The 23,550-nt window shown below is 71.2% G+C and carries 17 protein-coding genes and 1 pseudogene; 11 read left to right on the forward strand and 7 right to left on the reverse strand.

Going from position 1 to position 23,550, the window contains the following annotated elements; genetic code table 11:
• Positions 1-233, reverse strand: a 233-nt coding sequence (locus tag VF092_23255) for a hypothetical protein (protein HEX6750231.1), incomplete at its 3' end; no start/stop codon positions are given.
• A 10-nt stretch (positions 234-243) separates the two neighbouring features.
• Between VF092_23255 and VF092_23260 the strand changes: the two genes are divergently transcribed.
• The 3 genes from VF092_23260 to VF092_23270 all read left to right on the forward strand — a co-directional run bounded on the left by VF092_23260 (position 244) and on the right by VF092_23270 (position 7,238).
• On the forward strand, positions 244-1,683 hold the full coding sequence (locus tag VF092_23260) for a DNA recombination protein RmuC (protein ID HEX6750232.1): 1,440 nt from the start codon (positions 244-246) through the stop codon (positions 1,681-1,683).
• Between the two features lie 164 nt (positions 1,684-1,847).
• Complete coding sequence (locus VF092_23265; GenBank protein HEX6750233.1) at positions 1,848-2,276, forward strand: hypothetical protein; 429 nt, start codon at positions 1,848-1,850, stop codon at positions 2,274-2,276.
• A gap of 3 nt (positions 2,277-2,279) precedes the next feature.
• On the forward strand, positions 2,280-7,238 hold the full coding sequence (locus VF092_23270) for a DUF5724 domain-containing protein (GenBank protein ID HEX6750234.1): 4,959 nt from the start codon (positions 2,280-2,282) through the stop codon (positions 7,236-7,238).
• A gap of 342 nt (positions 7,239-7,580) precedes the next feature.
• On the opposite strand, the gene VF092_23275 is transcribed toward VF092_23270, so the two are convergent.
• Positions 7,581-7,916 carry a hypothetical protein gene (locus VF092_23275; protein ID HEX6750235.1) on the reverse strand — a complete coding sequence of 112 codons (336 nt, stop codon included), beginning with the start codon at positions 7,914-7,916 and terminating at the stop codon, positions 7,581-7,583.
• 633 nt (positions 7,917-8,549) lie between these two features.
• Here VF092_23275 and VF092_23280 point away from each other — a divergent pair.
• From VF092_23280 to VF092_23290, 3 genes are read left to right on the forward strand one after another with little or no spacing between them, the layout of a single operon-like run.
• Entirely contained in the window at positions 8,550-11,672 is a 3,123-nt protein-coding gene (locus tag VF092_23280) for an efflux RND transporter permease subunit (protein HEX6750236.1), read from the forward strand.
• Positions 11,669-13,021 carry a TolC family protein gene (locus VF092_23285; GenBank protein HEX6750237.1) on the forward strand — a complete coding sequence of 451 codons (1,353 nt, stop codon included), beginning with the start codon at positions 11,669-11,671 and terminating at the stop codon, positions 13,019-13,021. Before VF092_23280 ends, VF092_23285 begins: the two co-directional genes overlap by 4 nt.
• On the forward strand, positions 13,018-14,169 hold the full coding sequence (locus VF092_23290; protein ID HEX6750238.1) for an efflux RND transporter periplasmic adaptor subunit: 1,152 nt from the start codon (positions 13,018-13,020) through the stop codon (positions 14,167-14,169). The genes VF092_23285 and VF092_23290 overlap by 4 nt, the downstream gene beginning before the upstream one ends.
• A gap of 94 nt (positions 14,170-14,263) precedes the next feature.
• Here the strand turns inward: VF092_23290 and VF092_23295 are convergent, their stop codons facing one another.
• On the reverse strand, positions 14,264-14,677 hold the full coding sequence (locus VF092_23295) for a hypothetical protein (protein ID HEX6750239.1): 414 nt from the start codon (positions 14,675-14,677) through the stop codon (positions 14,264-14,266).
• Positions 14,678-14,745: 68 nt separating this feature from the next.
• Positions 14,746-15,063: pseudogene (locus tag VF092_23300) on the reverse strand (ArsC/Spx/MgsR family protein).
• Between the two features lie 614 nt (positions 15,064-15,677).
• On the opposite strand from VF092_23300, the gene VF092_23305 reads away from it, so the two are divergent.
• Positions 15,678-18,014: a hypothetical protein gene (locus tag VF092_23305; GenBank protein HEX6750240.1), complete on the forward strand. Its 2,337-nt coding sequence runs from the start codon at positions 15,678-15,680 to the stop codon at positions 18,012-18,014.
• Between the two features lie 399 nt (positions 18,015-18,413).
• Here the strand turns inward: VF092_23305 and VF092_23310 are convergent, their stop codons facing one another.
• Genes VF092_23310 through VF092_23320 form a run of 3 tightly spaced genes read right to left on the reverse strand, consistent with a single transcriptional unit; the run spans position 18,414 to position 20,414 of the window.
• Complete coding sequence (locus tag VF092_23310; protein ID HEX6750241.1) at positions 18,414-18,791, reverse strand: ArsC/Spx/MgsR family protein; 378 nt, start codon at positions 18,789-18,791, stop codon at positions 18,414-18,416.
• The gene (locus VF092_23315; GenBank protein ID HEX6750242.1) at positions 18,791-20,053 is read right to left on the reverse strand and encodes a LeuA family protein; all 1,263 of its coding nucleotides are present in this window, start codon (positions 20,051-20,053) and stop codon (positions 18,791-18,793) included. Before VF092_23315 ends, VF092_23310 begins: the two co-directional genes overlap by 1 nt.
• Entirely contained in the window at positions 20,013-20,414 is a 402-nt protein-coding gene (locus VF092_23320) for a hypothetical protein (protein HEX6750243.1), read from the reverse strand. Before VF092_23320 ends, VF092_23315 begins: the two co-directional genes overlap by 41 nt.
• Positions 20,415-20,786: 372 nt before the next feature.
• On the opposite strand from VF092_23320, the gene VF092_23325 reads away from it, so the two are divergent.
• The 4 genes from VF092_23325 (at position 20,787) to VF092_23340 (ending at position 23,484) form a co-directional block, all read left to right on the forward strand.
• Complete coding sequence (locus VF092_23325) at positions 20,787-21,995, forward strand: M20/M25/M40 family metallo-hydrolase (GenBank protein HEX6750244.1); 1,209 nt, start codon at positions 20,787-20,789, stop codon at positions 21,993-21,995.
• A 221-nt stretch (positions 21,996-22,216) separates the two neighbouring features.
• A complete protein-coding gene (locus VF092_23330) occupies positions 22,217-22,498 on the forward strand; it encodes a hypothetical protein (GenBank protein ID HEX6750245.1) in 282 nt (93 codons plus the stop codon).
• 240 nt (positions 22,499-22,738) lie between these two features.
• On the forward strand, positions 22,739-22,990 hold the full coding sequence (locus VF092_23335; protein ID HEX6750246.1) for a hypothetical protein: 252 nt from the start codon (positions 22,739-22,741) through the stop codon (positions 22,988-22,990).
• A gap of 236 nt (positions 22,991-23,226) precedes the next feature.
• Complete coding sequence (locus VF092_23340) at positions 23,227-23,484, forward strand: hypothetical protein (GenBank protein HEX6750247.1); 258 nt, start codon at positions 23,227-23,229, stop codon at positions 23,482-23,484.
• Positions 23,485-23,550 lie beyond the last annotated feature (66 nt).

Raw genomic sequence — 23,550 nt, forward strand, 5'->3', positions numbered from 1 at the left:
GCGCCCTCTGCGTGAGATTCCTTTCTTCCCCGGGAAACGTGCGCGGCGTGGACGTCCAACGGAGAGCTGTCGGTCATCATCTCCTTGTCGAGTCTACGCTCTGGCGGCATTTTCAGCGCACACGCGTTTCCCTCGCGCCCGCTGCACGGCCACCTCCCCCCGGCTAATGCGAACGGCGCTGGCGATGCGGCTTCGCTCATCCCGTGGGCGATCGCATCTCCCTCCATCTCCATCCCGCATCTCATGACCACCGAGATCCTCCTCTACGTGGCGATCGCGCTGCTGGTGGCGTGCGCCGGCCTGCTCATCGCCCTGCTGCGCCGCGTGAGACGGCCGGACGCGAAGTTGCTGGAGACGCGGCTGGCGTCCGTGCGCGAGGAGGTCGCGCTGTCGCGCGAGCAGGGCGGGCGCGAGGGGCACCTGCTGCGCGCCGAGGTATCGCAGTCGCTCACGGGGATCCGCGACGAGGTGTTCCAGCACCTGGGGGTGATGTCGGCACGGCAGCAGGAGCAGCTGGCGGCGGTGCTCGGCGCGCTGCAGCAGATGGACGAGTCGGCGCGCGCGGGCTCCAGCCGGCTGCGCGAGGAGGTGGGCGCCACGCTCAAGGGCGTCGGCGACTCCGTCGTGAGGACGATGGGCGAGCTCTCCGCCGCGCAGAAGGCGCAGCTCGACGGCGTCACCGCGCAGGTGGGCACCCTCGCCGCCACCGTCGAGGGGAAGCTGGAGCAGATCCGCAGCGACAACACGGAAAAGCTCGAGCAGGTGCGGCAGACGGTCGACGAGAAGCTGCAGGGCGTGCTGGAGCAGCGGCTGGGCGAGAGCTTCCGCTCGGTGAGCGCGCAGCTGGAGCAGGTGCACCGCGGGCTGGGCGAGATGCAGACGCTGGCCAGCGGCGTGGGCGACCTGAAGAAGGTGCTGGCCAACGTGAAGGTGCGCGGCACCTGGGGCGAGATGCAGCTGGGCAAGCTCCTGGCCGAGGTGCTGGCGCCCGAGCAGTACGCCGCCAACGTGGCCACCAACGAGTACAGCGGGATGCGCGTCGAGTACGCGATCCGGCTCCCCGGGCACGACCTGGGGCCGGTGTGGCTTCCCATCGACGCCAAGTTCCCGCTGGAAGACTACCAGCGCCTGATCGACGCGCAGGAGGCGGGCGACCTCGACGCCGCCGACGCCGCCGCGCGGCAGCTGGAGCAGCGCGTCCGCGCCAGCGCGAAGGAGATCTGCGTCAAGTACCTGAACCCGCCGCAGACCACCGACTTCGCCATCATGTTCCTGCCGACGGAGGGCCTCTACGGCGAGGTGGTGCGCCGTCCCGGGCTGCTCGACGCGCTGCAGCGCGAGTCGCGGGTGATCGTCGCCGGGCCCATCACGCTCTGGGCGATCCTGAACAGCCTGCAGATGGGCTTCCGCACGCTGGCCATCCAGCAGCGCTCCAGCGAGGTGTGGAAGGTGCTCGGCGGCGTGAAGACCGAGTTCGCCAGGTTCGGCGAGGTGCTGGCCAAGGTGAAGAAGAAGCTGGAGTCCGCCAGCCGCGAGATGGACCAGGCCGACCGCCGCACGCGCGCCATCGAGCGCCGGCTGCGCGACGTGCAGGAACTCCCCGCCGAGGCCGCGGAAGGCATCATCCCCGTCGACTCGCTGGTCCTCGCGACGGGCGACGACGCGGACCTCGAGGCGGCCTAGGAAAAGATGGGCTCACGCAGCGCAGAGTTAGCAGGGTAAGCAGTTTGTTCTCTGCTGACTCTGCCAACCCTGCGTGAGCCATCTGTTTTCTGTAGATTTGATCACCGTCCGCAGCTCCGCTTCCCGGCACATCGCCCGTCGCCTTCCCGATCCCCGATCTCCACATGCTCGTCATCGAAACCCGCGCGCTGGGACGCAGGCGCCCGCTCCTCGACGACTGGTCCATCGACCTTCCCCCCGCCCCGCGGGACGGGGACGGCGGGCTGACGCTGCGCGACCTGATCGCCCGCGTGGTGCGCGCCGAGGTGGCCGCGTTCCGGCAGCGGCAGCGCGACCGCTCGCTCATCCGCGTCCTCTCCGAGCGCGAGATCGCCGAGGGCGCGGCGCGCGGCAAGGTGGACTCCGGCGGCCGCCCCGCCGAGCAGGAGGTGGACGAGGAGCAGGCCGTCGGCGTCGCCCTCGCCGGGTTCGAGGACGGGCTGTACCTGGTGATCCTGGACGGGCAGGAGCAGAAGGAGCTCGACGCCCCCGTCTATCCGCAGCAGGGCAGCCGCATGGTGTTCCTGCGCCTGGCCTTCCTGGCCGGGGCCTGAGCGATGGATCCGCAGAAGGCGCAGGAAGAGCTGGCGGTGTTCCGGAAGCCCGGCTCCGCGCTCCAGCGCGTCCGCGCGTCCGGCGGCATCGTCTCCGGCCTGCTCGGGCGCGCCCTCCCCGCCGAGCTGCGCGCGCTGCTGGAGCGGACGTTCGCCGTCGAGCATCCCTACCAGCGCCGGCAGCAGCTCCTCGGCCACGACCTCGGGAAGATCTTCTCGCGGATGGGCGAGGCGGAGCGCCGGCGGGTGATCGAGGTCCTCCTCCCGCGCCTAGCGCCCGCCGTGGAGGCCGCGTGGCAGGGGATGGCGCGCCGCCCGTACCAGACCTCCTTCACGCGCAAGCCGTTCCGCTGCCCGCGCGCGCCGGCGATGCTGGCGAATGTGCGCGCCGTGTGGCTCGTCGACCTGGCGAGCGTGCTGGGCGACTACGACCCGGACGCGCGCTGGGTGGCCGCCTGGGCGCCGCACGTCGCGGGATGGAGCGGCGCGGACGAGATCGGCTGGCTCCTGGCCGGCGCCATCGACGCCGGCGGCCCCGTCGCGGACGAGGTGCTGGAGATCCTGAAGGCCTCTGCGAGCGGCGACCACGAGATCGGGCAGATGGGGCGCCACGTCACCCGCGCGCTCCTCTGCTGCAGCCGGCCGGAGGCGTGGGAGTTCGTCGAGCGTCTCCTCCTCGCGGCGCAGCGCCAGGAAGGGCTGCGTCAGGTGATCCTGGAGACGGTCGACGAGGCGCATCCCGACGCCTTCCGCCGGATGCTGCGCCTGATCGCGGAGGAGGACCTGTCGCGCTTCTCCTCCGTCGTCCGCGCGTTCGACACCTGGTTCGGGTTCCTCTGGGACGGCGCCAGCTCCGTCGCGGTGGACGACGTGCTCGCCCGCGTGCTGCGGTTTCTCGAGCACGCGGACGCGCGCGCGGCGGCGCTCGCGGGCGAGAACGCGGAGGACGTCTACCTCGCGCTCTGGACGGTCGCGTTCGAGGACGTGGACGCCGCCGTCGCCGACGCCGTGCGGCTGCTGGACCATCCGTCGGCGGAGGTCCGGTTCGCGGCGACGCATCTCCTCGTGCAGGCCGGCTGGTCGAGCGCGCTCCCGCCGCTGGTGCGCCCGCTCGGCGATCCCGACCTCCGCGTTGCCGCGCGGGCGCTGGACGCCTTCGTGGGCGACGTGACGGAGTGGGTGGACGGCCCAAAGCTCTTCGCCGCGCTGGAGGGGCTGATCCGGAGGCTGGAGAAGCGGACGCAGGCGGTGGAGCCCATCCTCTGGCCGTGGACCGGGCGCAAGCTGGAGCGCACCACCGTCGCCGCCGCGATGGCGGCGAACGCGGAGAAGCTTCCCGCCGCACGGATGCTCCCCTGGCTCCGCGACCTGGACACGTACCGGCGCGAGGCGCTGCTGCGGCAGATGGCCGGCCTCCCGCCGCGCTGGAGCCGCGAGCCGCCGCCCAAGCGCAAGCCGCTGGTCGGTGAGATCCGCGCCACCGTCCTCGATCTCCTCGGCGACCCCTCGGCCGACGTGCGCGGTGCCGCGTTCGAGGCGCTGCAGGGCGCGGCGCCGGCGGAGGACGAGACGGACCGCCTGTTCGACCTCCTCTCGCGCAAGGCCGCCGACCTGCGCGGCGCGGCGCTGGGCCGCCTGCGCACGCTCCCCGTCCCGCGGCTGCTGGCGTGCGCAGACCGACTGCTGGCGAACGGAGACGAGCTGCGGCGCCTGGCCGGGCTGGAGCTGCTGCGCGACCTGGCCGAGACGCAGCGCGCCGTTCCCGACGCGCGCGGGCGGGCGGCGGCGTACCGCGCGTCGCATCCGAATCCCGCCGCGGCGGAGCAGGCGCACCTCGACGCGCTCCTCGGCGCGCACGAGGAGACGGTGACGCGGGACGACGCGCTGGGGCTCATCGATCCCCGCTCCCTGCGCGTGTGGCCGGGACCCGCCGCGCGCCGCGTGGAGCTCGACACGCCCGCCGCGCGGCGCGCGCTGGAGTCGCTCGCGGAGCTCGTCATCTCCCACGAGCAGGCGGAGATCCGCACGAAGAGCGGGGAGACGAAGCTGCTGCTGGAGGCCGCACGCTGGTCGCCCGGCCCCGGCACGATCGTCCCCGAGGGCGCCGAGCCGCTCCCGCTGGAGCAGGTGTGGCGCGACTGGCTCGCCCATCGCCCCGCGGATACGCGCGACCCCGACGGGCTGGAGCTGCTGCGCGTGCTGCTGGCGCCGAACGAGTCGCCGGTGTGGGGTGGCCGCGCCACGACGCGCGTGGTGGGAACGCAGCCGTGGAGCCTGGGGCGGAGCTTCCTGCAGCTGGTGACGCGGTGGTGCCTCCTCTGGCAGGCCCCCGACGGCGGCGACGCGCTGCTGGTCGACGGGATGGAGACCGCGCTCGCCGAGCTGAAGCAGCGCGACTTCGACGCGATGGCGGGGGATGCGGAGCGGGGATCGCACTTCTACTGGAATCCCCACGTCCGGCAGCCGAACGCGCCATCGTACGCCCGGCCCGTGTGGACGGCGCAGCAGTGGCTGCACAGCCTGTCCTGGTGGCGGCAGGTCTTTCCCACCGGCGTGGCGCCGGAGCGGGCGGTGCGGCTCTACGGGCTGCTGCGCTGGTTCCAGGAGCGCTCCGCCGGCTTGGGCGCGCTGGAGATCACCTTCGCCGACTTCATCGGCGCGCGGCGCGCGGGCGCGGCGGGCGCGGACGAGCTCGTCCACCTTCTCGCGGGGCGATGGAGCAATCGCCCGTTCCACCGGCTCCTCCGCGACCTCAGTGGGCGCAAGCCGCCGCGCGAGCTGGCCGACGACGCCGAGCTGATGGGCGCCGTGGCGCGCTGCCGCCGCCGCATCGTGGAGGTCGAGGCGCGGCGGGGAGATCGCGAAGGCCCCGCGTCCACCCTCGCCGTCCAGCTGCGCTACAGCGGGGGATTGGAGACGGTCTCGCTCGCCCTCCCCGCGCTGGGGAAGACGCCGTTCGCGCGGGCCAGCAACTGGCGCGCGAGCGGCGAGTCGCGCCAGGCGACGCTCAGCCACCTCGTCCTCCGCAGCGCCCCGCGCGAGGACGACACCCCCGAGGCGTTCGCCGCGTGGGCGCGCACGGCGAAGCTGCGCGAGTCGCGGCTGGTGGAGTTGGCCGTCTACGCGCCGCAGTGGGCCGGCCACGTCAACCACGTGCTCGACTGGCCGGGGCTGGAGTCCGCCGTCTGGTGGGTGCAGGCGCACACCAAGGACGACCGCGGGTGGGACCTGAAGGAGCTCAAGGAGGAGTGGGCCGCCGAGGTCAGCGAGCGCACCCCGCTCTCCGCCGAGGACCTGACCGAGGGCGCGGTGGACGTGGCCTGGTTCCACGACGCGTTCGGAAGACTGGGCGCGGAGCGGTGGAAGATGGTGGACGCCGCCGCGAAGTACGCCTCCAGCGCCGGCGGCCACACCCGCGCGCAGCTCTTCGCCCGCGCGATGCTGGGGGAGACGACGGTGGACGAGTTGCTCGAACGGATCGCTTCGTCGCGCCACCAGGACACGGTGCGCGCGCTCGGCCTCGTCCCCCTGCGGGATGGAGACGAGGGGAGGCGCGACCTGCTGGCGCGCTACACCCGTCTCCAGGATTTCCGCCGCGAGAGCCGCAAGTTTGGCTCGCAGCGCCAGCAGAGCGAGCGCCGCGCGGCCGACATCGCCATGGCCAACCTCGCGCGCACCGCCGGCTTCCGCGATCCCCAGCGGCTGCAGTGGGCGATGGAGCGCGAAGCCGTCGCGGATCTCGCGCACGGCCCCGTCGCCGTCGAGCGCGGCGACCTCCGCATCACCCTGTCGATCGATGCCGGCGGCGTGGCGGAGCTGTCCACCGCGCGCGCGGGGAAGGCGCTCAAGTCCATCCCCGCCTCGCTGAAGGACGACGCGGAGATCGCGGAGCTGAAGGAGCGGCTGCAGGAGCTCCGCCGCCAGCGCACGCGCGTCCGCGGCGCGCTGGAAGAGGCGATGATCCGCGGCGACCGCTTCACCGGCGCGGAGCTGCGCGAGCTGCTGGGGCACCCCATCCTCTCCCCCGCCCTCTCGCGCCTCGTCTTCGTCGGCGAGGAGATCGCCGGCTATCCCGCCGAGGACGGGCTGGCGCTGCGCGACGCGGCCGGGCGCCCGCACCCGCTCGGCGCGGCGGAGCCGGTGCGCATCGCCCATCCCGCCGACCTGCTGGCCCGCGGTGGCTGGTCCGAATGGCAGCGCGAGTGCTTCGCGGCCGAGCGGGTGCAGCCGTTCAAGCAGCTCTTCCGCGAGCTCTACCCGATCACGGAGACGGAGCGCGGCGCCGACCGCACGCGCCGCTACGCCGGCCACCAGGTGCAGCCGCGGCAGGCGCTGGCGCTGCTGGGGGGACGGGGATGGGTGGCGCACCCCGACGAGGGCGTGAACCGCACCTTCCACGAGGCGGGGCTCACCGCGCGGCTCGGCTTCCAGGAAGCGTTCTACACGCCGGCCGACGTCGAGGGGCTGACGCTGGAGGAGGTGATCTTCACCCGCGGCGAGGCGTGGAAGCCGGTGCCGCTGGCCGAGGTCCCGCCGCGCGTGTTCAGCGAGGCGATGCGCGACCTCGACCTCGTCGTGAGCGTGGCGCACCGCGGCGCCGTGGACCCCGAGGCCAGCGCGTCGACGGTGGAGATGCGCGCCGCGCTGCTGCGGGAGACGTGCGCGCTGCTGGGGCTGGAGAACGTGGAGGTGCAGGCGAACCACGCGGTGATCCGCGGTTCGCTCGGCACCTATTCGGTGCACCTGGGGAGCGCGGGGGCGCAGGTGCTTCCCGGCGCGGCGCTGTTCATCGTGGCCGTGCACTCGCAGCACCGCGGGCGCCTCTTCCTCCCCTTCGCCGACGACGACCCGCGCACCGCCGAGGTGCTGGCGAAGGTGCTCCTCCTCGCCCGCGACAAAAAGATCCAGGACCCCAACATCCTCGACCAGATCCGCGCGGCCGGGCTGACGGGCGCGGCGTAGATCCGCTCCCGGCCCCCATACCGGATCCCAGGATCAGCTGCGCATCGGAGGAAGGAATGTCATTCCGAAGGCGCTGCGCCGCCCTGTCCTCCATGCCAATGCGTGGCGCCTGAGGAATCTGTGGCCGGCTCCCGAGCCACAGGCCGCCTGCCGCTCGGGACCCATGCCATGGATTCCTCGGGTACCGCCTGGCATCAGCGCGATTGAAGGTTCGGAGCAGCGGCGCCGCTCGGAATGCACGATCGATTGCGGCAGCCGGTATCATATCACGCAAAGACGCAGAGCCGCAGAGAGGCACACGACCCCTCCGCGGCTCTGCGTGATTTGATTCTTCCTTCGGGATCAGGCCCCGACCGGGCAGCCGACCTGGGTGCAGCCGCGCTCGGAGACGCACCGGTCCACGGCGGATTCGTCACAGCGCGGCCCCTTGGTGCACTCGCGCGACGTCGGGCAGTCCAGCGCCGCCGACGGGCAGTTGTCGCCCTTCGTGCGCGGGCACTCGGCCAGCTCGCTGCAGCCGCGCGCCGAGGGGCACGCGTCGACCGCCGAGCAGTCGGGATCCTGCAGCCCGGTGTTCCCCTTCTGCCGCGCGTTCACCGTGCCGAACGCGCGCACCGCCGCGTCCGTCGCGAACGACTGCACTTCCAGCGCGTTCAGGTCCAGCGTGAGCTTCCTCATGATCCCCTCCCATTCCGTGGTGAGATGAAATGGGCTGCCCCGCCGAGGCAGCCCGCGGAGGCAGCTACAATATTCGTCCGATCGAGCAGTCGAACAAGAAAGGCGTAAACGACACGATGAGTGACGAGCGACGGGGGCAGCGTTGCCGCTCCCGTCTTCATCGTTCGAAGTGATCATCCAACTCTCTTGACGGATTGTTCACTCTGATTATCTTGGGCTCACCTCGACCGCTGGTCGGCCGATCGAGCGAGCGCCTTCCCTCTACCACGCAGTCTGGTCGAGCGGGACCGCCGCGGATGTTCTTGTACGTATCGACCTGACCGGCAACGACTTACGACCTGTGGGCAAACGTATGTATTCTGCGTGAAAATTTCTGTTGTGTTCGACTTTTCTTCGGTATATCTTGGCCGGACCGTCGGAAACGGCGGGACCCATCCGGATCTCATCGGTTCGTGTCGATCCGGCGGCCCGTCGTTCGTCGCTTCTGCAGGGGGAGACGGTGAGTCCCTGTCCGTAAGGGCAGCCCCTGCCCCGCCCTTCGCACGAGGCGCGGACATCCGGCACCGCGCCAGATTGCACGTTCGCCGCGCCCACCCGCGCGGCGGGTCGCCCGAAGCTGGAGGAGGAGAGCCCATGCAGCTTGCCGAGATGTTCATCCGCCGGCCCGTGCTGTCCAGCATGGTGAGCCTCGGCCTGGTGCTGGTCGGCGCGATCGGCTACACCCGCCTGCCGGTGCGCGAGTTTCCCGACGCCGACCCGCCGATCGTGTCCGTCACCGTGTTCCTGCCCGGCGCCAGCCCGCAGGTGGTCGAGTCGGCGGTGACGGACGTGCTGGAGGAGGAGCTGTCGAGCGTGGAGGGGCTGCGCACGCTCACCAGCGCCAGCCAGGAGCAGGTCAGCACCATCACCCTGGAGTTCACGCTCGACCGCTCCATCGAGGCCGCCGCGCAGGACGTGCGCGACAAGGTCTCGCGGGTGCGCGGCCTCCTGCCCGAGGACGCCGAGGAGCCGGTGATCGCCAAGGAGGAGGCCGACGCCTTTCCCATCATGTTCCTGGCGCTGAGCTCCACCAGCCACGGGTTGATGGAGCTCTCGGACATCGCCGACCGCCAGATCAAGCCGCGGCTGCAGACCATCCCCGGCGTCTCGGGCGCGCCGATCTACGGCGAGCGGCGCTTTTCCATGCGCGTGTGGCTGTCGCCGCGCGAGCTGGCGGCGCGCGGGCTGACCGCGCAGGACGTGGAGAACGCGATCCGCTCGCGCAGCGTGGAGATCCCGGCGGGGCGCATCGAGTCGGACCGGCGCGAGTTCTCGGTGCGCTACCTGGGCGAGATGAAGACGCCCGACGAGTTCGCCGCGCTCACCGTGGCCAGCGGCGAGGGTGGGCTGGTGCGGCTGGGCGACGTGGCGCGCGTGGAGCCCGGGCCCGAGGACGAGCGCTCGGTGACCCGCTACTCGGGGAAGGACGCGGTGTTCATCGGCGTGGTGCGGCAGTCGAAGTCGAACATGCTGCAGGTGGCCGAGGGGGTGCACGACCAGCTGCCGGCCATCCAGGCGGCGCTCCCGCCGGGGGTGAGGCTGGAGATGGCGTTCGACGGCTCGGTGTTCGTGCAGCGCTCGATCCGGGAGGCGCAGGAAACGCTGCTGATCGCCGCCGGGCTGGTGATCGTCATCATCTTCGTGTTCCTGCGGACGCTGCGTGCCACCTTCATCCCCGCGGTGGCCATCCCCGTGTCGATCGTGGCCACCTTCGCCGTCCTGGCCGCGCTCGGCTACAGCATCAACACCCTCACCCTGCTGGGGCTGATCCTGGCCATCGGCATCGTGGTGGACGACGCCATCATCGTGCTGGAGAACGCCTACCGGCACCAGGAGGAGCTGGGGAAGGACCCGCAGACGGCGGCCATCGACGGCACGCGCGAGATCACCACGGCGGTGATCGCCACCACCATCGCCCTCCTGGCGGTGTTCTCGCCGCTGCTCTTCCTGACCGGCGCCACGGGGCGGCTGTTCAACGAGTTCGGCGTGGCGGTGGGCGGCGCGGTGCTGGCCTCGGGGATCGTGGCGCTCACCCTCTCGCCCATGCTGTCGGCCAAGATCCTCCGCGTTCCGCCGCGCGAGTCGCGCTTCTCGCACGCGGTGGGCGCGTTCCTCGACGGGCTCACCGCGCGCTACGGGCGCACGCTGCAGGCGTCGCTCCGCCGCCCGCTGCTGGTGGTGGCGGGCGGGGCCGCGCTCACCGCCTCGGCGGTGCTGCTCTTCCGCGCGCTGGAGCGCGAGTTCGTGCCGCCGGACGACCGGGGGTTCTTCTTCACCTTCGTGGTGGCGCCGGAGGGCTCGTCGGTGGCCTACACCGACGGGTACCTGCGCCAGATCGAGGCGATCACCCAGCGCACGAAGGACGTACGCTCGACCTTCACGGTGATCGGCTTCGGCGGGAGCGCGCCGAGCTCGGCCTTCTTCGGGACCATCCTGGAGGACATGGACAAGCGCGACCGCTCCGCGCAGGAGATCATCCAAGAGGTCCAGCCGCAGTACTTCTTTGGCGTCCCCGGCGTGTTCGCGTTCGCGGCCAACCCGCCGGCGTTCGGGGGCTTCCTTCCCCCGGTGCAGTTCGTGGTGCGGAACCGCGACTTCGACGCGCTGGTGGGGGGGATGGACGCGCTGACCGCGCGCGCGGGGAAGATCCCGGGGCTGCTGAACGTGGACACCGACCTGCGCGTGACCCGCCCCGAGCTGGTGGTGGAGATGGACCGTGACCGGGCCGAGGACCTGGGCGTGCCGGCGCGCGACATCGCCACCACGCTGCAGACGCTGCTGGGCGGCCGCGACGTCTCGCGCTTCACCTCCGACAACAAGCTGTACGACGTGATCCTGCGGCTCGACCCGCGCGAGCGGGCCACGCCGTCGGACATCACCGGGCTGCAGGTGCGCGGCCGCGACGGCAGCCTGGTGCAGCTCGACGCGGTCACGCGCGTGGAGGAGCGGGTGGCGCCGCGGCAGCTGAACCACCACAACCGCGTCCGCGCGTTCACCCTCTCGGCCAGCCTGGCCCCGGGATTCACCATCGGCGCCGCGCTCGACTCGCTGAACGCCGCGGCCGCCGAGGTGCTGCCGCCCGGGAGCACGGTGGAGCTGGCCGGCGAGTCACGCGAGTTCCGCGAGAGCGGCGGCGCGCTGTACTTCGCTTTCGCGCTGGCGCTGATCTTCGTGTACATGGTGCTGGCGGCGCAGTTCGAGTCGCTGCTGCACCCGCTGACCGTGCTGCTGGCGGTGCCGCTGGCGGTCACCGGCGCGCTTGCGGCGCTCTGGCTGGCGGGCTCCACCCTCAACGTCTACAGCCAGATCGGGATGATCCTGCTGATCGGGCTGGTGTCGAAGAACTCCATCCTCCTCGTTACCTACGCCAACGACCTGCGCGAGCGGGGGCACGACGCCCTCTGGGCCATGCGCGAGGCCGGCCGCATCCGCCTCAGGCCAATCCTGATGACCTCGGTGGCCGCGATCATCGGGATGCTGCCGATCGCGCTGGGGCTGGGCGCCGGCGGCGGCAGCCGGCGGCCGCTGGGCTACGCCATCATCGGCGGCCTGCTGGTGTCGACGCTGCTCACGCTCTACCTGGTGCCCGCCGTGTTCGTGCTGTTCGAGCGGCTGCGCGGAGAGCGGCACGCCGCGGCGCCGGTGGCCATCCCCGTTCCCCCGATCCACGGCGAGCCGGCGCGCACCCCGGCGGCCGCGTCCATGGAGGCCCGATGAGCAGGAGATGGAGACATTCGGCGCTGCTCGCCGCGCTCGCGCTGGCGGGCGGCCGGACGGCGGCGACGGCGGCGGCCCAGGCGCCGGCGGGCGGCGTGCCGGTGGTGACGCTGTCCGAGGCGCGGCAGCGGGCGGCGGCGGTCGACGCCGACGCGGTGGCGGCGCGGATCGAGGTACGGACGGCCGTCTCGGAGCGGCGCGCCGCGTGGACCGACCTGGTCACCCCCCGGGTGACGGCGGCCACCAGCTACACCCGCTTCTCGGACCCCTTCTTCAACTTCGGCACCGGCGACATCAGCGCCAGCGCCACCAGCGCCACCCTCCAGGCCAGCTACACCCTCCCGGGGACGGCCAAGCTGGCGGAGCTCCGGCGCTCGCGGGCCACGCTGGAGAGCGCGGAGGCCAGCGAGACGGCCACCCGCTTCCGCACCGCGCTGGAGGCCGACGCGGCCTACTTCGCGGTGCTGGCCGACCGCGAGCTGGCCCGCGTGGCGGCCGACCGGCTGCGCCGCGCCGAGGAGCAGCTCGGCATCGCGCGGGTGCGGGTGGCCGCGGGCGAGGCGATCGCCTCGGACTCGCTGCAGCTCCTGCTCGAGGCCAACCGCGCGCGGCTGGCCATGCTGCGCAGCGACTCGGCGGTGGCGGTGTCGCGGTTGCGCCTTGGGCGCAGGATCGGCCTGGCGGGGCCCGCCGAGCCGGCGCCGCTCGACACGGCCGCGCCGCCGCCGCTGCCGCTGAGCGAGGAGCAGGCGGTGGCCGAGCTGCGCGCGCGCGGGCCGGAGCTCGAGGCGGCGCGCGCGGTCGAGCGGCGCGCGGACGCCGCCCTGGGGGTGGAGCGCGCGGGGTACCTGCCGCAGCTGTCGCTGGACCTGGTCCGGGGCGCGTACGACGCCGAGTTCTTCCCTTCCGCGCTCCAGCGCACGCAGCTGGCGGTCACCGTCTCGCTGCCGATCTGGAACGGCGGCCAGCGCGAGCTGGCGGTGGCGCGGGCGCGCGGCCAGCGCGACGCGGCCCGCGCCGCGCGCGAGGAGCGCGAGCGGTCCGCGGCCGAGGCCGCCGCGGAGGCGTATCACGGCTACGAGACGGCGCGGGCGGCCGCCGGGCTGGCCAGGGTGGGCGTGGCCGCCGCATCCGAGGGATACCGCGTGCAGCGCGTGCGCTACCGCGAGGGCGCCACCACCATGCTGGACCTGCTGGAGGCGCAGGTCGCGCTCACCGGAGCCGAGGCCGAGCTGGTTCAGGCGCGCTACGCGGCGCGGCTGGCGCTGGCGCGGCTCGAGGCGCTCCTCGGCCGGCGCATCTTCGACGCAGGCGAAACGGAACCCACCAACCCGCGAGGCGGACGATGACGACACCTTCACCCGAACCGGCACGGCGGTGGCGGCCGCGGCGCCCCATCCGCACGGCGGTGATCGTGGTGCTCGGGCTGGTGGTGGCCGTGCTGCTGGCCCGCGGCCGCTTCGCCAGCCCGGGCGAGGCGAAAACGGCCGGCGCGGGCGGCGCCGGGCCCGGGGCGATGCCGCCGATGCCGGTGGACGTCGACACCGCGCGGCGGCAGAGCGTGGTCGACGCCCTGCGCGCCACCGGGCGGATCGAGGCGGTGCAGGCGGTCGAGCTGCGCCCCGACGAGCAGGGCCGCATCACCCGGCTTCTCTTCCAGGAGGGGCAGTCGGTGGCGCGGGGCACGCCGCTGATCCGGATCGACGCGGCCATGCTGCTGGCGCAGGCCGAGCGCGCCGAGGCGGAGCGCGACCTGGCCCAACAGCAGCTCGCGCGCGTGCGCCGGCTGCGCGAGCAGAACGCGGCGGCGCCCGCCGACCTCGAGCGGGCCGAGGCCGCCGCGCGCAGCGCCGAGGCGGCGCTGGGGCTGCTCCGGCTGCAGATCGCGCGGACCACGGTGCGCGCGCCCTTCGCCGGCGTGGTGGGCCAGCGCCTGGTCAGTACGGGCGACTACGTCACCCCCGCCACGCCGCTGCTCACGCTGCAGACGGTCGATCCGCAGCGGGTGGTGCTCGACGTGCCCGAGCGCCACGCGCTGCAGCTCCGCCCCGGGCAGACCGTGGAGTTCACGGTGGCGGCCCAGCCGGGACGCATGTTCCAGGCGCAGGTCGAGTTCATCGACCCGGTGGTGCAGAGGGCCGGCCGCACCATCGTGGTGAAGGCACGCGCCCCCAACGGCGACCGCCTGCTGAAGCCGGGGATGTTCGTCGAGGCCCGGCTGGCCATCGAGACGCGCGCGAACGCGATCGTGGTTCCCGAGGACGCGGTGCAGCCGCTGCGAACCGCGAACGTCGTCTGGGCCGTGGCCGGCGGGAAAGCGAGCCGCCGCGAAGTCCGGCTCGGCGCGCGCTCGCAGGGCTTCGTGGAGGTGCTGAGCGGCGTCCAGGCGGGCGAGCCGGTGGTGGTGGGCGGGCTGGAGCGGATGGCGGAGGGGATGGCGGTGGCGCCGCGGCCTCGCGGTGGGGCGCAGCCTTCCACGCCGCCCCCGGCGCCGTAACCCTCGTGGTGGGAGATGCCGAAGAGGGCGGCCGGTGGCCGCCCTCTTCGGCAAATTCGCTTCATCCAAACGCGGATCGGTCGAGGAATGTCGATCAGAAACGGCTGAACGGGTTCCCCACCAGGTCCAGGGGATTCACGAAGCCACCGCATTCCTCCCCCGTGGCCATGGTCGTCGGCGGATCGCCCTCCTCGCCCGTGGCCATGGTGCTCGGGTCCTCCGACATCCCCCACGAGCCGTGGTGCGTGATCGGCAGGTCCTCGCGCACCCATACGTAGATCCCGCCGAGCGGCACCGCGGACTCGGAGATCCGCTCGCTGTGCACGATCCCCTCGAGCGGCACGTCCACGAAATGCCGCAGCTCGAGGTCGAGAAAGATGCGGACCGACTTGCGGTCGGCGGACGGGCCGACGTAGCCGCGGATCGCCTTCACGCGCGGGCGCTCGCCGCCCTTCGTCATCGCCGCGACAAAGGGATGGGGCTCGAAGCTCTTGCTGGTGCGTGCCATGAGCGGATGTGGGTGAGGGGAAGAAGAAACCGACGACATCTCGACCCAACGTAATCGTCCGCCGTCGTTCAGCCCACCAGTTCGTCCACCCGCTTCGCCGAGAACCCGGCCGTCGCTTTATCGCTGCGGACGATGACGGGGCGGGTGACGAAGGTGTACTCCTGCGCCATCAGCCGCACCATCTCGTCCTCGGAGACCTCGCGCTCGTGCAGGCCCATCTGGCGGAATTTCATCGCCCGCTTCGAGAAGAGCTTTTCCACGCCGCCGACCTTCGCGGCAAGCGCGCGGACCTCGTCCTCAGACAGCGGCTGTTCCTTGAGATTGCGGTAGCCGCGGACCGGGACGCCCTTCTCCTGCAGGTGGGCGACGGCCTTCTGGCAGGTGGTGCACTGTGTGTTTCAGAGTAACCACGGTTCACGAATTTATGTATCCCTCTAACCGGACGGGGAGATCCACACATTGGTACATTAACGTCCCAAGGCTGTCCCATTGGTGCCACGATGCTGATACGAGCCGCAAAAACGCCTGTTCCAGCTCCGCCCGATAGCCGATGCCCCATTAACGGCTTACAAGTGGAGGCCGGCGGACGAAAAACTCCGGCTCAACGCATGCACAACGGGAGGCCGCAGTCATGAGCGCGTTGAGTCAGCAAATCGTCGCACTGCTCGCAAGTCCCGTGATCTGACGCCTCCTCATCCAACCAGCACCTCGCGCCACCCATGGTCCGCGAGGCGACCCTCTTGTCCACATGCACCCGCGGGTCCAGACGAGCACCGGGCTCGCGCTGGCGTCGCCGCTGCACGATGCACTCTTCGCCGCCTGGTAGCGGCAGCAGCGGGGGCCAAGCTCACCGCGAGAAGGCGCGGCGAGCAGACTCTTGAATCGGATTCGAAGCGTTAGCTGCAGGCCTGTGCGTTTTCATGCGGTATTTCATGGATTGGAGGAGTCAATGTGCACCATCACCATCACATCCGTCACGCCGGTCTACAGCCAGGGAGCCTTGTCGCAGGTCACAGTGGTGGGCACCACCTTCGACTGCGACGTGGTGGACGTCCAGATCCGGTGCGTGAAGATCGCGGCGCTCAAGCAGGTGATGATCGGCCCCGGGAACGTGTTCACCGCCACCTTCCCAGCCGCGGACCTGAAGGCGGCCGGCTGCCTGTGCGGAGGCACCGTCACCGTCGACGTGACCTGTTCCAACGGCAAGTGCAAGGCGCAGTCATGGACGGGGAAGCTGGCGTGCTGCCAGGACATCGCCGTCTCGGCCGTGGTGGGCGAGTGCAACGGCGACGGCGAGCGCCTGGTGATGCTGTTTGCGCAGAACTCCGGCCCGACCGCGGCGACCCCGAGTTGGGACTTCGGCGACGGACAGACCGGCGCTGCGTTCGCGCTTCCCATCGGGCCACCGGTCGGGACCCAACACGCCTACCAGCCGCCGGGCCCGTACCCGGCCAAGCTCAAGCTCCCCGGGTGCCCCGACCTCCCGGTGTCCATCACGGTCCCGCCCTGCTGCACGAAGCTGATGGCTTCGGCGACCGTGGGCGAGTGCGACGAGTCCGGGAAGCGCCCGGTGACGCTCGTCGTCCAGAACGCGGGGAGCGTGAGCGCCACGCCGACCTGGAACTACGGCGACGGCCACTTCGGCAACCCGTTCACGCTGGCGCCGGGCGCCACGCACACAGAGCAGCATTCCTATCTGCCACCGGGTCCTTACACGGCGACGCTAACGGTCCCCGGATGCCCGTCCCAGGACATCAACGTCGAGATCCCGGGCTGCTGCACGGAGTTGGTGGTCTCGGCCACCGTGGGCAAGTGCGACAAGCTCGGGAAGCGCATGGTGACGCTCGTCGCCCAGAACGCCCAGAGCCTGGGCAGCACGAGCGTGGTAGCGACCTGGAACTACGCAGGCAACGCCGGCACCCCGTTCACGCTGGCACCGGGCGCCACGCACACGGAGCAGCATCTCTCCCTGCCGGGCACCTACCCGGCGACGCTCACGATCCCCGGGTGCCCGCCGCAGAGCGTCACCGTCAAGGTCCCAGTCTGCTGCCCGGCGATCACGGTGGCTGCGCAGGTGGGCAAGTGCAACCCCGACGGCACGCGGACGGTGACGCTGCACGCCTCGAACGCCGGGCCGCCGGTGAGCTCGATCTACTGGGTCTTCGGCCAGAGTCCGCCCCAGATTGGGTCACCGTTCTCGCTGGGCGTGGGCACGCCGCACTCGGAGAACCACGACTACGCGCCGGGGACGTACACCGCGACCCTGATGGTCGGCGAGGGATGTCCCGGTGTGCCCGTGACCTTCACCGTGGAGCCCTGCTGCCCGCAGATCACCGTCTCGGCGAAGGTGGGCGACTGCGACCGGGACGGCAAGCGGCTGGTGACGTTGCAGGCCACGAACGCCGGGCCGCCTGCGAACGGGATCTATTGGGTGTACGGCGACGGCTCCCCGAACGGGTCCCCGTTCTCGCTCGGCGTCGGCACGACGAACACTTCGACGCACGGCTACGCGCCGAAGACGCCGGCAAGCTACACGGCCACGCTAAAGATCCCCGGCTGCCCGGACGTGCCCGTCACCTTCGACGTTCCGCCGTGCTGCCCCACGGTGACCATCTCGGCCACGGTGGGCGCCTGCAACGCGGGAAAGCGGGACGTGACGCTGCACGCCTCGAGCACCGGGCCGGGCACCGTCAACGCCTACTGGAAGTTCGGAGACGGGTTGCAGGGGGCCCTCTTTCCGCTGGGCCCCAACGCGTCGGGGAGCGAGCAGCACACCTACGGGGCCGGGCCGTACACGGTCACCTTGGTCCTCCCGGACTGCCCCGCGCAGAGCCTCACCCTCAACGTGGCGGAGTGCCCTCCGTGTCCCCCGTGCCCGCCCGGGTGCACCTCGATCCCCGACCTCCCACCCGGCTGTATCGATCTCACGCTCCCGGGATGCCCCGCGGGATGCGTCTCCGGCTGCGCCGGGTGCCTGGGGTGCGGGGGGAGCTGCATGGGCTGCCTCTGCCGCATCCTCTGCTGGCTGTGGATCATACTCCTGGCGGGCTACCTGCTCGGCATCGCGACCGGTGCGCTCGCGAACGTGGTGGCGCTCGCCATCGCCACGGTCGTGCTGGTCCTGTTCGCCTGGCTGTACATCAAGCTCTGCAAGCTGTGCAGCCTGGTGAAGTGCACCTGGATCGCGCTGATCGTGTTCATCGTGGTGGTCGTCTTCGCCCTGCTGTTCGGCGTCGTGCTGGTGGGGCTGGGACCCGCGCTGCTGGTGGCGGCCGGGATCTTCGTGGCGGCGCTGCTGGTAAACTACTTCTTCTGCACCGGAAAGATCGGATTCTGAGAAGCGGTCCGGGATGATTGCCGAGCCGGAGAAGGCAGACGGCGACAGCGCACCATCCCGAAATCAAAGGCCCGCCGGGGGGAGCGCTCCCGGCGGGCTGTCCATACCCTCAGCCTCAGCCCACTCGATCAGGGGCGCACGAGGTCGTGCATCGCTCGATGCAGCTCTTCCGTGAGATCAGGTCCTGCATGAAGAAGGATCGGAGCGCCGCCTGCGCTCCCACCCGCACCCCGTCCGGATCGTTCGGCCGCGCGCGAAGGCCCGAAGCGCATCTATCGGCCCCCCTTGCATGAGAACAAAATTCCCGTCAACGATGAACCGCTCGGGCCACCTGTGGAACTCACCAGCGAATCGTGCACCGTACTGAAATCCTCAATGCCAATTTCGCAGGTACATTCATCATGCTTCGGCGACGAGTTCGTCCACCCGCTTCGCTGAGAACCCCGCCGTGGCGCGCTCACCGCGGACGAGGACGGGGCGGGTGACGAAGGTGTACTCCTGCGCCATCAGCCGCACCATCTCGTCCTCGGAGACGTCGCGCTCGTGCAGGCCCATCTGGCGGAACTTCATCGCGCGCTTTGAGAACAGCTTCTCCACGCCGCCCACCTTCGCCGCGAGCGCGCGGACCTCGTCCTCCGACAGCGGCTGCTCCTTGAGATTGCGATAGGCGCGGACCGGGATGCCCTTCTCCTGCAGGCGGGTGACGGCCTTCTGGCAGGTGGTGCAGTACGGAAGCCAGTAGACGTCGACCGCGCCGTCGTCCTTCGCGGCCGCCATCACCCCACCGCCGCGGGCTGGCGCGTATCGGCGTACTCCGCGCAGAGGGCCAGCACCTCGGCGTCGGTGAAGGTGTGGTCGCACTTCTTGGCGGCGTCGAACACGTGGTTCGCCAGGCCGTCGTCGGCGCCGTCGAACCCGTGCGCCTTCAGCCAGTAGCGCACGTTGGAGATGCCGCTCATGTGGCCGATCTCGATCTTCTGGCTCAGCCCGAACCACCCGGCGGGAACGCCCGAGTAGATGCGGTCGGCCAGCCAGGCGTCGCCCTTGGCCTCGGCCTTGACGATGGCCGCGGCGTGCACCCCCGTGCCCGTGCGGAACGCGTCCTCGCCGAACACCGGCCAGTTGTAGGCGATGGGAACGCGGCAGGCGTCGGCGGCCAGCTGCACGTACTCGTTCAGCTTCGACACGTCCCGGTCGTGGAGCCCCAGGAGCTTGAGGTTGACGAGCAGCAGGTCCATCTCCGCGTTGCCGCAGCGCTCGCCGATCCCCAGCGCGGTGCCGTGGATGCGGTGCGCGCCCTCCTCGATGGCCGCCAGGCAGTTGGGGATGGCCAACCCGCGGTCGCGGTGGCCGTGCCAGTCGATCTTCACGTCCTCGCCGCTGGGCTCCACCACCTCCTGGCGGATGAAGCGCACCAGCCGGCGGACGCCGTGCGGCGTTGCGTGCCCCACCGTGTCGGCCAGGCAGATCCGCCGCGCGCCGCACTCGATGGCGGTCTGATACAGTTTCTTGAGCACCTCCGGCCGGGCGCGGGTGGTGTCCTCGGTCACGTACATCACCGGCAGCCCGTTCTGAACCGAGAAGCCGACGGCGTCCTCGGTGGCATGGAGCATCCGGTCGAGCGTCCAGTCCTCGGCGTACTGGCGGATGGGCGAGCTGCCGATGAACGTCGCCGCCTCGATCGCGATCCCCACCCGCTGCGAGATGTCGATGATGGGCTGCAAGTCGGCGCGCACCGTCCGCGCGGCGCAGTTGGGCTCGATGGGAAGGCGGTGGTCGGCGATCTCGCGGGCGAGCGCCTCCACGTCGCGCACCGCGCGAGGGCCGGCGCCGGGAAGGCCGATGTCGGCCGAGGCGATGCCCAGCTCCGACATCAGGTGCAGCAGCCGGACCTTCTCCTCGATGGTGGGGTCGGTCACCGAGGGCGACTGCAGCCCGTCGCGCAGCGTCTCGTCGTTCAGCTGCACGCCGCGGCGGGTGGAGTAGTCGAAGCAGCCTTCAACGCAGTTCCAGTCGTGGATCAGCTCGCTTTCCTGCATCGTTCCTCTGTGGGCGTGGTGCGGACGGCGACGGGCGTGGACGGGCCGGAGCGCGCGTTGAGCGGCGCTCAGCCGCGGCGGCCGGAATCTTAGCAGAACGGTCGTCCGAACGAAACGTGCCGTGCGAATGGGGCCGCGGCGGGAAGCCTCTGCCAGCGTGGACGGCGTACTTGTGATGGGATAGGATCACGGCGAAGAACAGCAACAGGACCTCAGTGCCCAGAACCGGGAACACCCAAGAGGACTTCGTAGCCGCCCGAGCGGTGATGAAAAAACAGCCGAGCAGGCAGAAGGCAATCGCGACGAACACCGCTGAAGCTGGATCATTCGGCAGGACCACATTCCACAGCGGCGTCTTCACGCGAGCACCAGACCCACCTGCGTTTGAGGCGTTTCTTCTCATCTGGCACCCTGTGCGGATGAGGTCCTAAAGGACAGAGCGGATGCAGTAGCTAGACGAGATGAACGGGCAACAGCTCTCCCCAGTTCCGCAGGTACCGCCGCACCAGAAGTTCCCATCTAGATCGCTCCAGAGGACTTGAAGCGGTCGATAAAAACAAATCGAGCCGGCACCCCGGCAGGGGGTATCGGCTCGTCTCAGCAGAATCAGGTGCGCCCGACGCGGCGCTGTTGAAAGCGAACCTAGCGTGTGTATCTGCAGAGGTCAAGCACTGCGTTTGACACCACCTCCCTCCCTCGGCATTCTTCCGCCGTCCACCTCCCGTTGATCGCGATGCCCTCGACGCCGGCGGTTCCCCTGCTTTCCGACGCCCGCCTGAAGCCCGTCCGCGCGCTCGCGCACGAGACCGACGCCGACACGCTGCACGACCAGCTCGAGCTGGTGTCCATCCCCGCCCCGCCCTTCGGCGAGGATACGCGCGCCGCCCGGCTGGTCGAGCGCTTCCGCGAGATCGGGCTGGCCGACGTGCGCCGCGACGGCGAGGGAAACGTGCTCGGCGCCATCCCCGGCGCGAACGGCGACCCGCGGCCCGTGGTCGTGGCCGCGCACCTCGACACCGTCTTCCCCGCGGGAACGGACCTGTCGCTCCGGCGCGAGAACGGGCGCATCTACGCGCCGGGGATCACCGACAACGCGCGCGGGCTGGCGGGGATGCTGGCCGTGGCGCGCGTGCTGGCGCGGACGGGCGTGCGGCCGCATCGCCCCGTGGTGTTCGTCGGCACCGTGGGCGAGGAGGGCGCGGGCGACCTGCGCGGCGTGAAGCACCTCTTCGCCGGCGAGGGCGAGCTGCGGCGGGCGGCGGCGTTCATCGCGCTGGACGGGTCGGGGCTGCGCCGCATCGTGCACCGCGCCATCGGCTCGCGGCGGCTGCGGGTGGAGGTGGCGGGGCCGGGCGGGCACTCGTGGGCGGACCGCGGCGCGCCCAACCCCATCGTGGCGCTCGGCGCGGCGGTGTCGGAGATCGCCACGCTGGCGCTCCCCGAGCCGTCTCGCACGGCGCTGACGGTAGCGCGGATCGGCGGCGGCACCAGCATCAACGCCATCCCCGACGGCGCGTGGATGGAGCTGGACATGCGCAGCGAGGCGCCCGGCGTGCTCCCGCGCTTGGAGGAGAGCGTGCGCGGCGTCCTGGCCCGCGTGGTCGACGAGGAGAACGCCACGCGGCGGAAGGGAACGGAGCCGCTGGCGGCCGCCATCACCGTCATCGGCGACCGCCCCAGCGGCGAGACGCAGCCGCGCGAGCCGCTGGTGCAGGCGGCGTCGGCCATCACCTACGGCCTGGGGCAGCGGCCGGAGCTGGTCGGCTCGTCGACCGACGCGAACGTGCCGATGGCGCTCGGCATCCCCTCCATCGCCATCGGCGTGGGCGGCGACTCGGGCGGCATCCACACCACCGACGAGTGGTACAGCAACGAGAACGGCGCCCTCGGCGTCGAGCGCGCCCTCCTCATCATCCTCGCCGCCGCTGGCGTGCAGGCGTAGACGCAGACGCTCCCCGCATCATCACTTCGCGCCAATGCAGATCGCCCCACGTCGGCATCCGCGTGGGTGATCTGCATCCCCATCTCTCAATATCACAGCCGAATCGATTCGCAAAGCCGGAGAGATATCCTTTTAGCGCCACGGTTCACCCGGTATCATGCGGTTGCGCCCTTCAGATCCGGAGGCGCACGGCCGTGAACCGTTCACGTGGGGGAGGCGCCATGAAGAAGCTTCGGCTGATGCTCGACGAGCTGCGGGTGGACTCATTTGCGACTGATGGCCTGGCTCAGGAGGCCGGCACCGTGCGCGCGCACGAGAGCCTGCTCCGCTGCACCGAGACATGCGACACCGGCGACTTCACGTGCGACGGTGGCGGCAACACCTGCGACGACGCCAACAGCTGCCAGATCAGCTGCTCCGACTGCAACTCGTACTACTGCGCCACGGGCGGCGTGTCGTGCGGCCGGTTGTCGTGCGTGTACACCTGCGCGGTCGGGTGCTGACGCTCCGCTGAGTAGATCCCCGGACCGGTACGGAAGGGCCGCACTCCCCGCCGGAGAGCGGCCCTTCGTCGACGCTTCATCCCCCTCCGTCCATCCCTCCCCCACCGCTCTCCGCGTCAGCTCCGCGCGGCCGGTCACATTTCCGGCACCCCGGCGCCGTATCGCGCGTCCTATAGACGGCGCGGAACGCGCCTGGCCGCGACCCCATCCGCGGCCACCCCTCGGACCGGAGACCCTACCATGCGCAAGATCAGGCTCGACATGGACGACCTGCAGGTGGTGTCGTTCACCACGCAGAAGGCGGAGAACAAGGAGGGCACCGTGCACGCCCACGCGCAGACCGAGTGGAACACCTGCCAGGGCGGCACCTGCGACCCCGGCGACACCTGCTGGGACAGCTGCGACGGCGTGTGCGGCACCTACTTCTGCGCGCCGACCGAGGGGAGCTCCTGCCAGCAGGTAAGCTGCGTCATCTGGTCGTGCCGCTGCTGAACCGCGCGTGCCGGCCGAGCTCGAAGCCCCGCCCCGGATGCTCCGGAGCGGGGCTTCCGCATCTCCGCCATCCCCTTCCCTTCTCCCGCTCACCTCTTTCCTGCCGCCTCCCACATCCGCTCCGCGCAACCAGTCACATCACCGCCAATCCCGTCCCATGCCAGCCGTTCTACCGTGGCGCCGGAGCGCGCCCGGCCGCGACCATCCCGCGGCCGAACCCCGGAACGGAGACGACCATGCGCAAGATCAGGCTCGACGTCGACCAGCTGCAGGTGACCTCGTTCACCACCCAGGCGGCGGAGAAGGAGAAGGGTACGGTGCACGGCCACGCGGAAACTCTCGGCGCGGGCGAGACGTGCATCGGCAATACCTGCTGGGACAGCTGCGACGGCGTGTGCGGCACCTACTACTGCGTACCGACCGACGGCAACTCGTGCCAGCAGGCCACCTGCATCATCTACTCGTGCCAGTGCACCTTCACCTGCCGCTGCTGATCCGCGTGCGCCGGACGAGCGCGAAGCCCCGCCCCGGATGCTCCGGAGCGGGGCTTCGTTCGAGCA

The organism is Longimicrobium sp. (assembly GCA_036377595.1).
Lineage (GTDB): Bacteria > Gemmatimonadota > Gemmatimonadetes > Longimicrobiales > Longimicrobiaceae > Longimicrobium.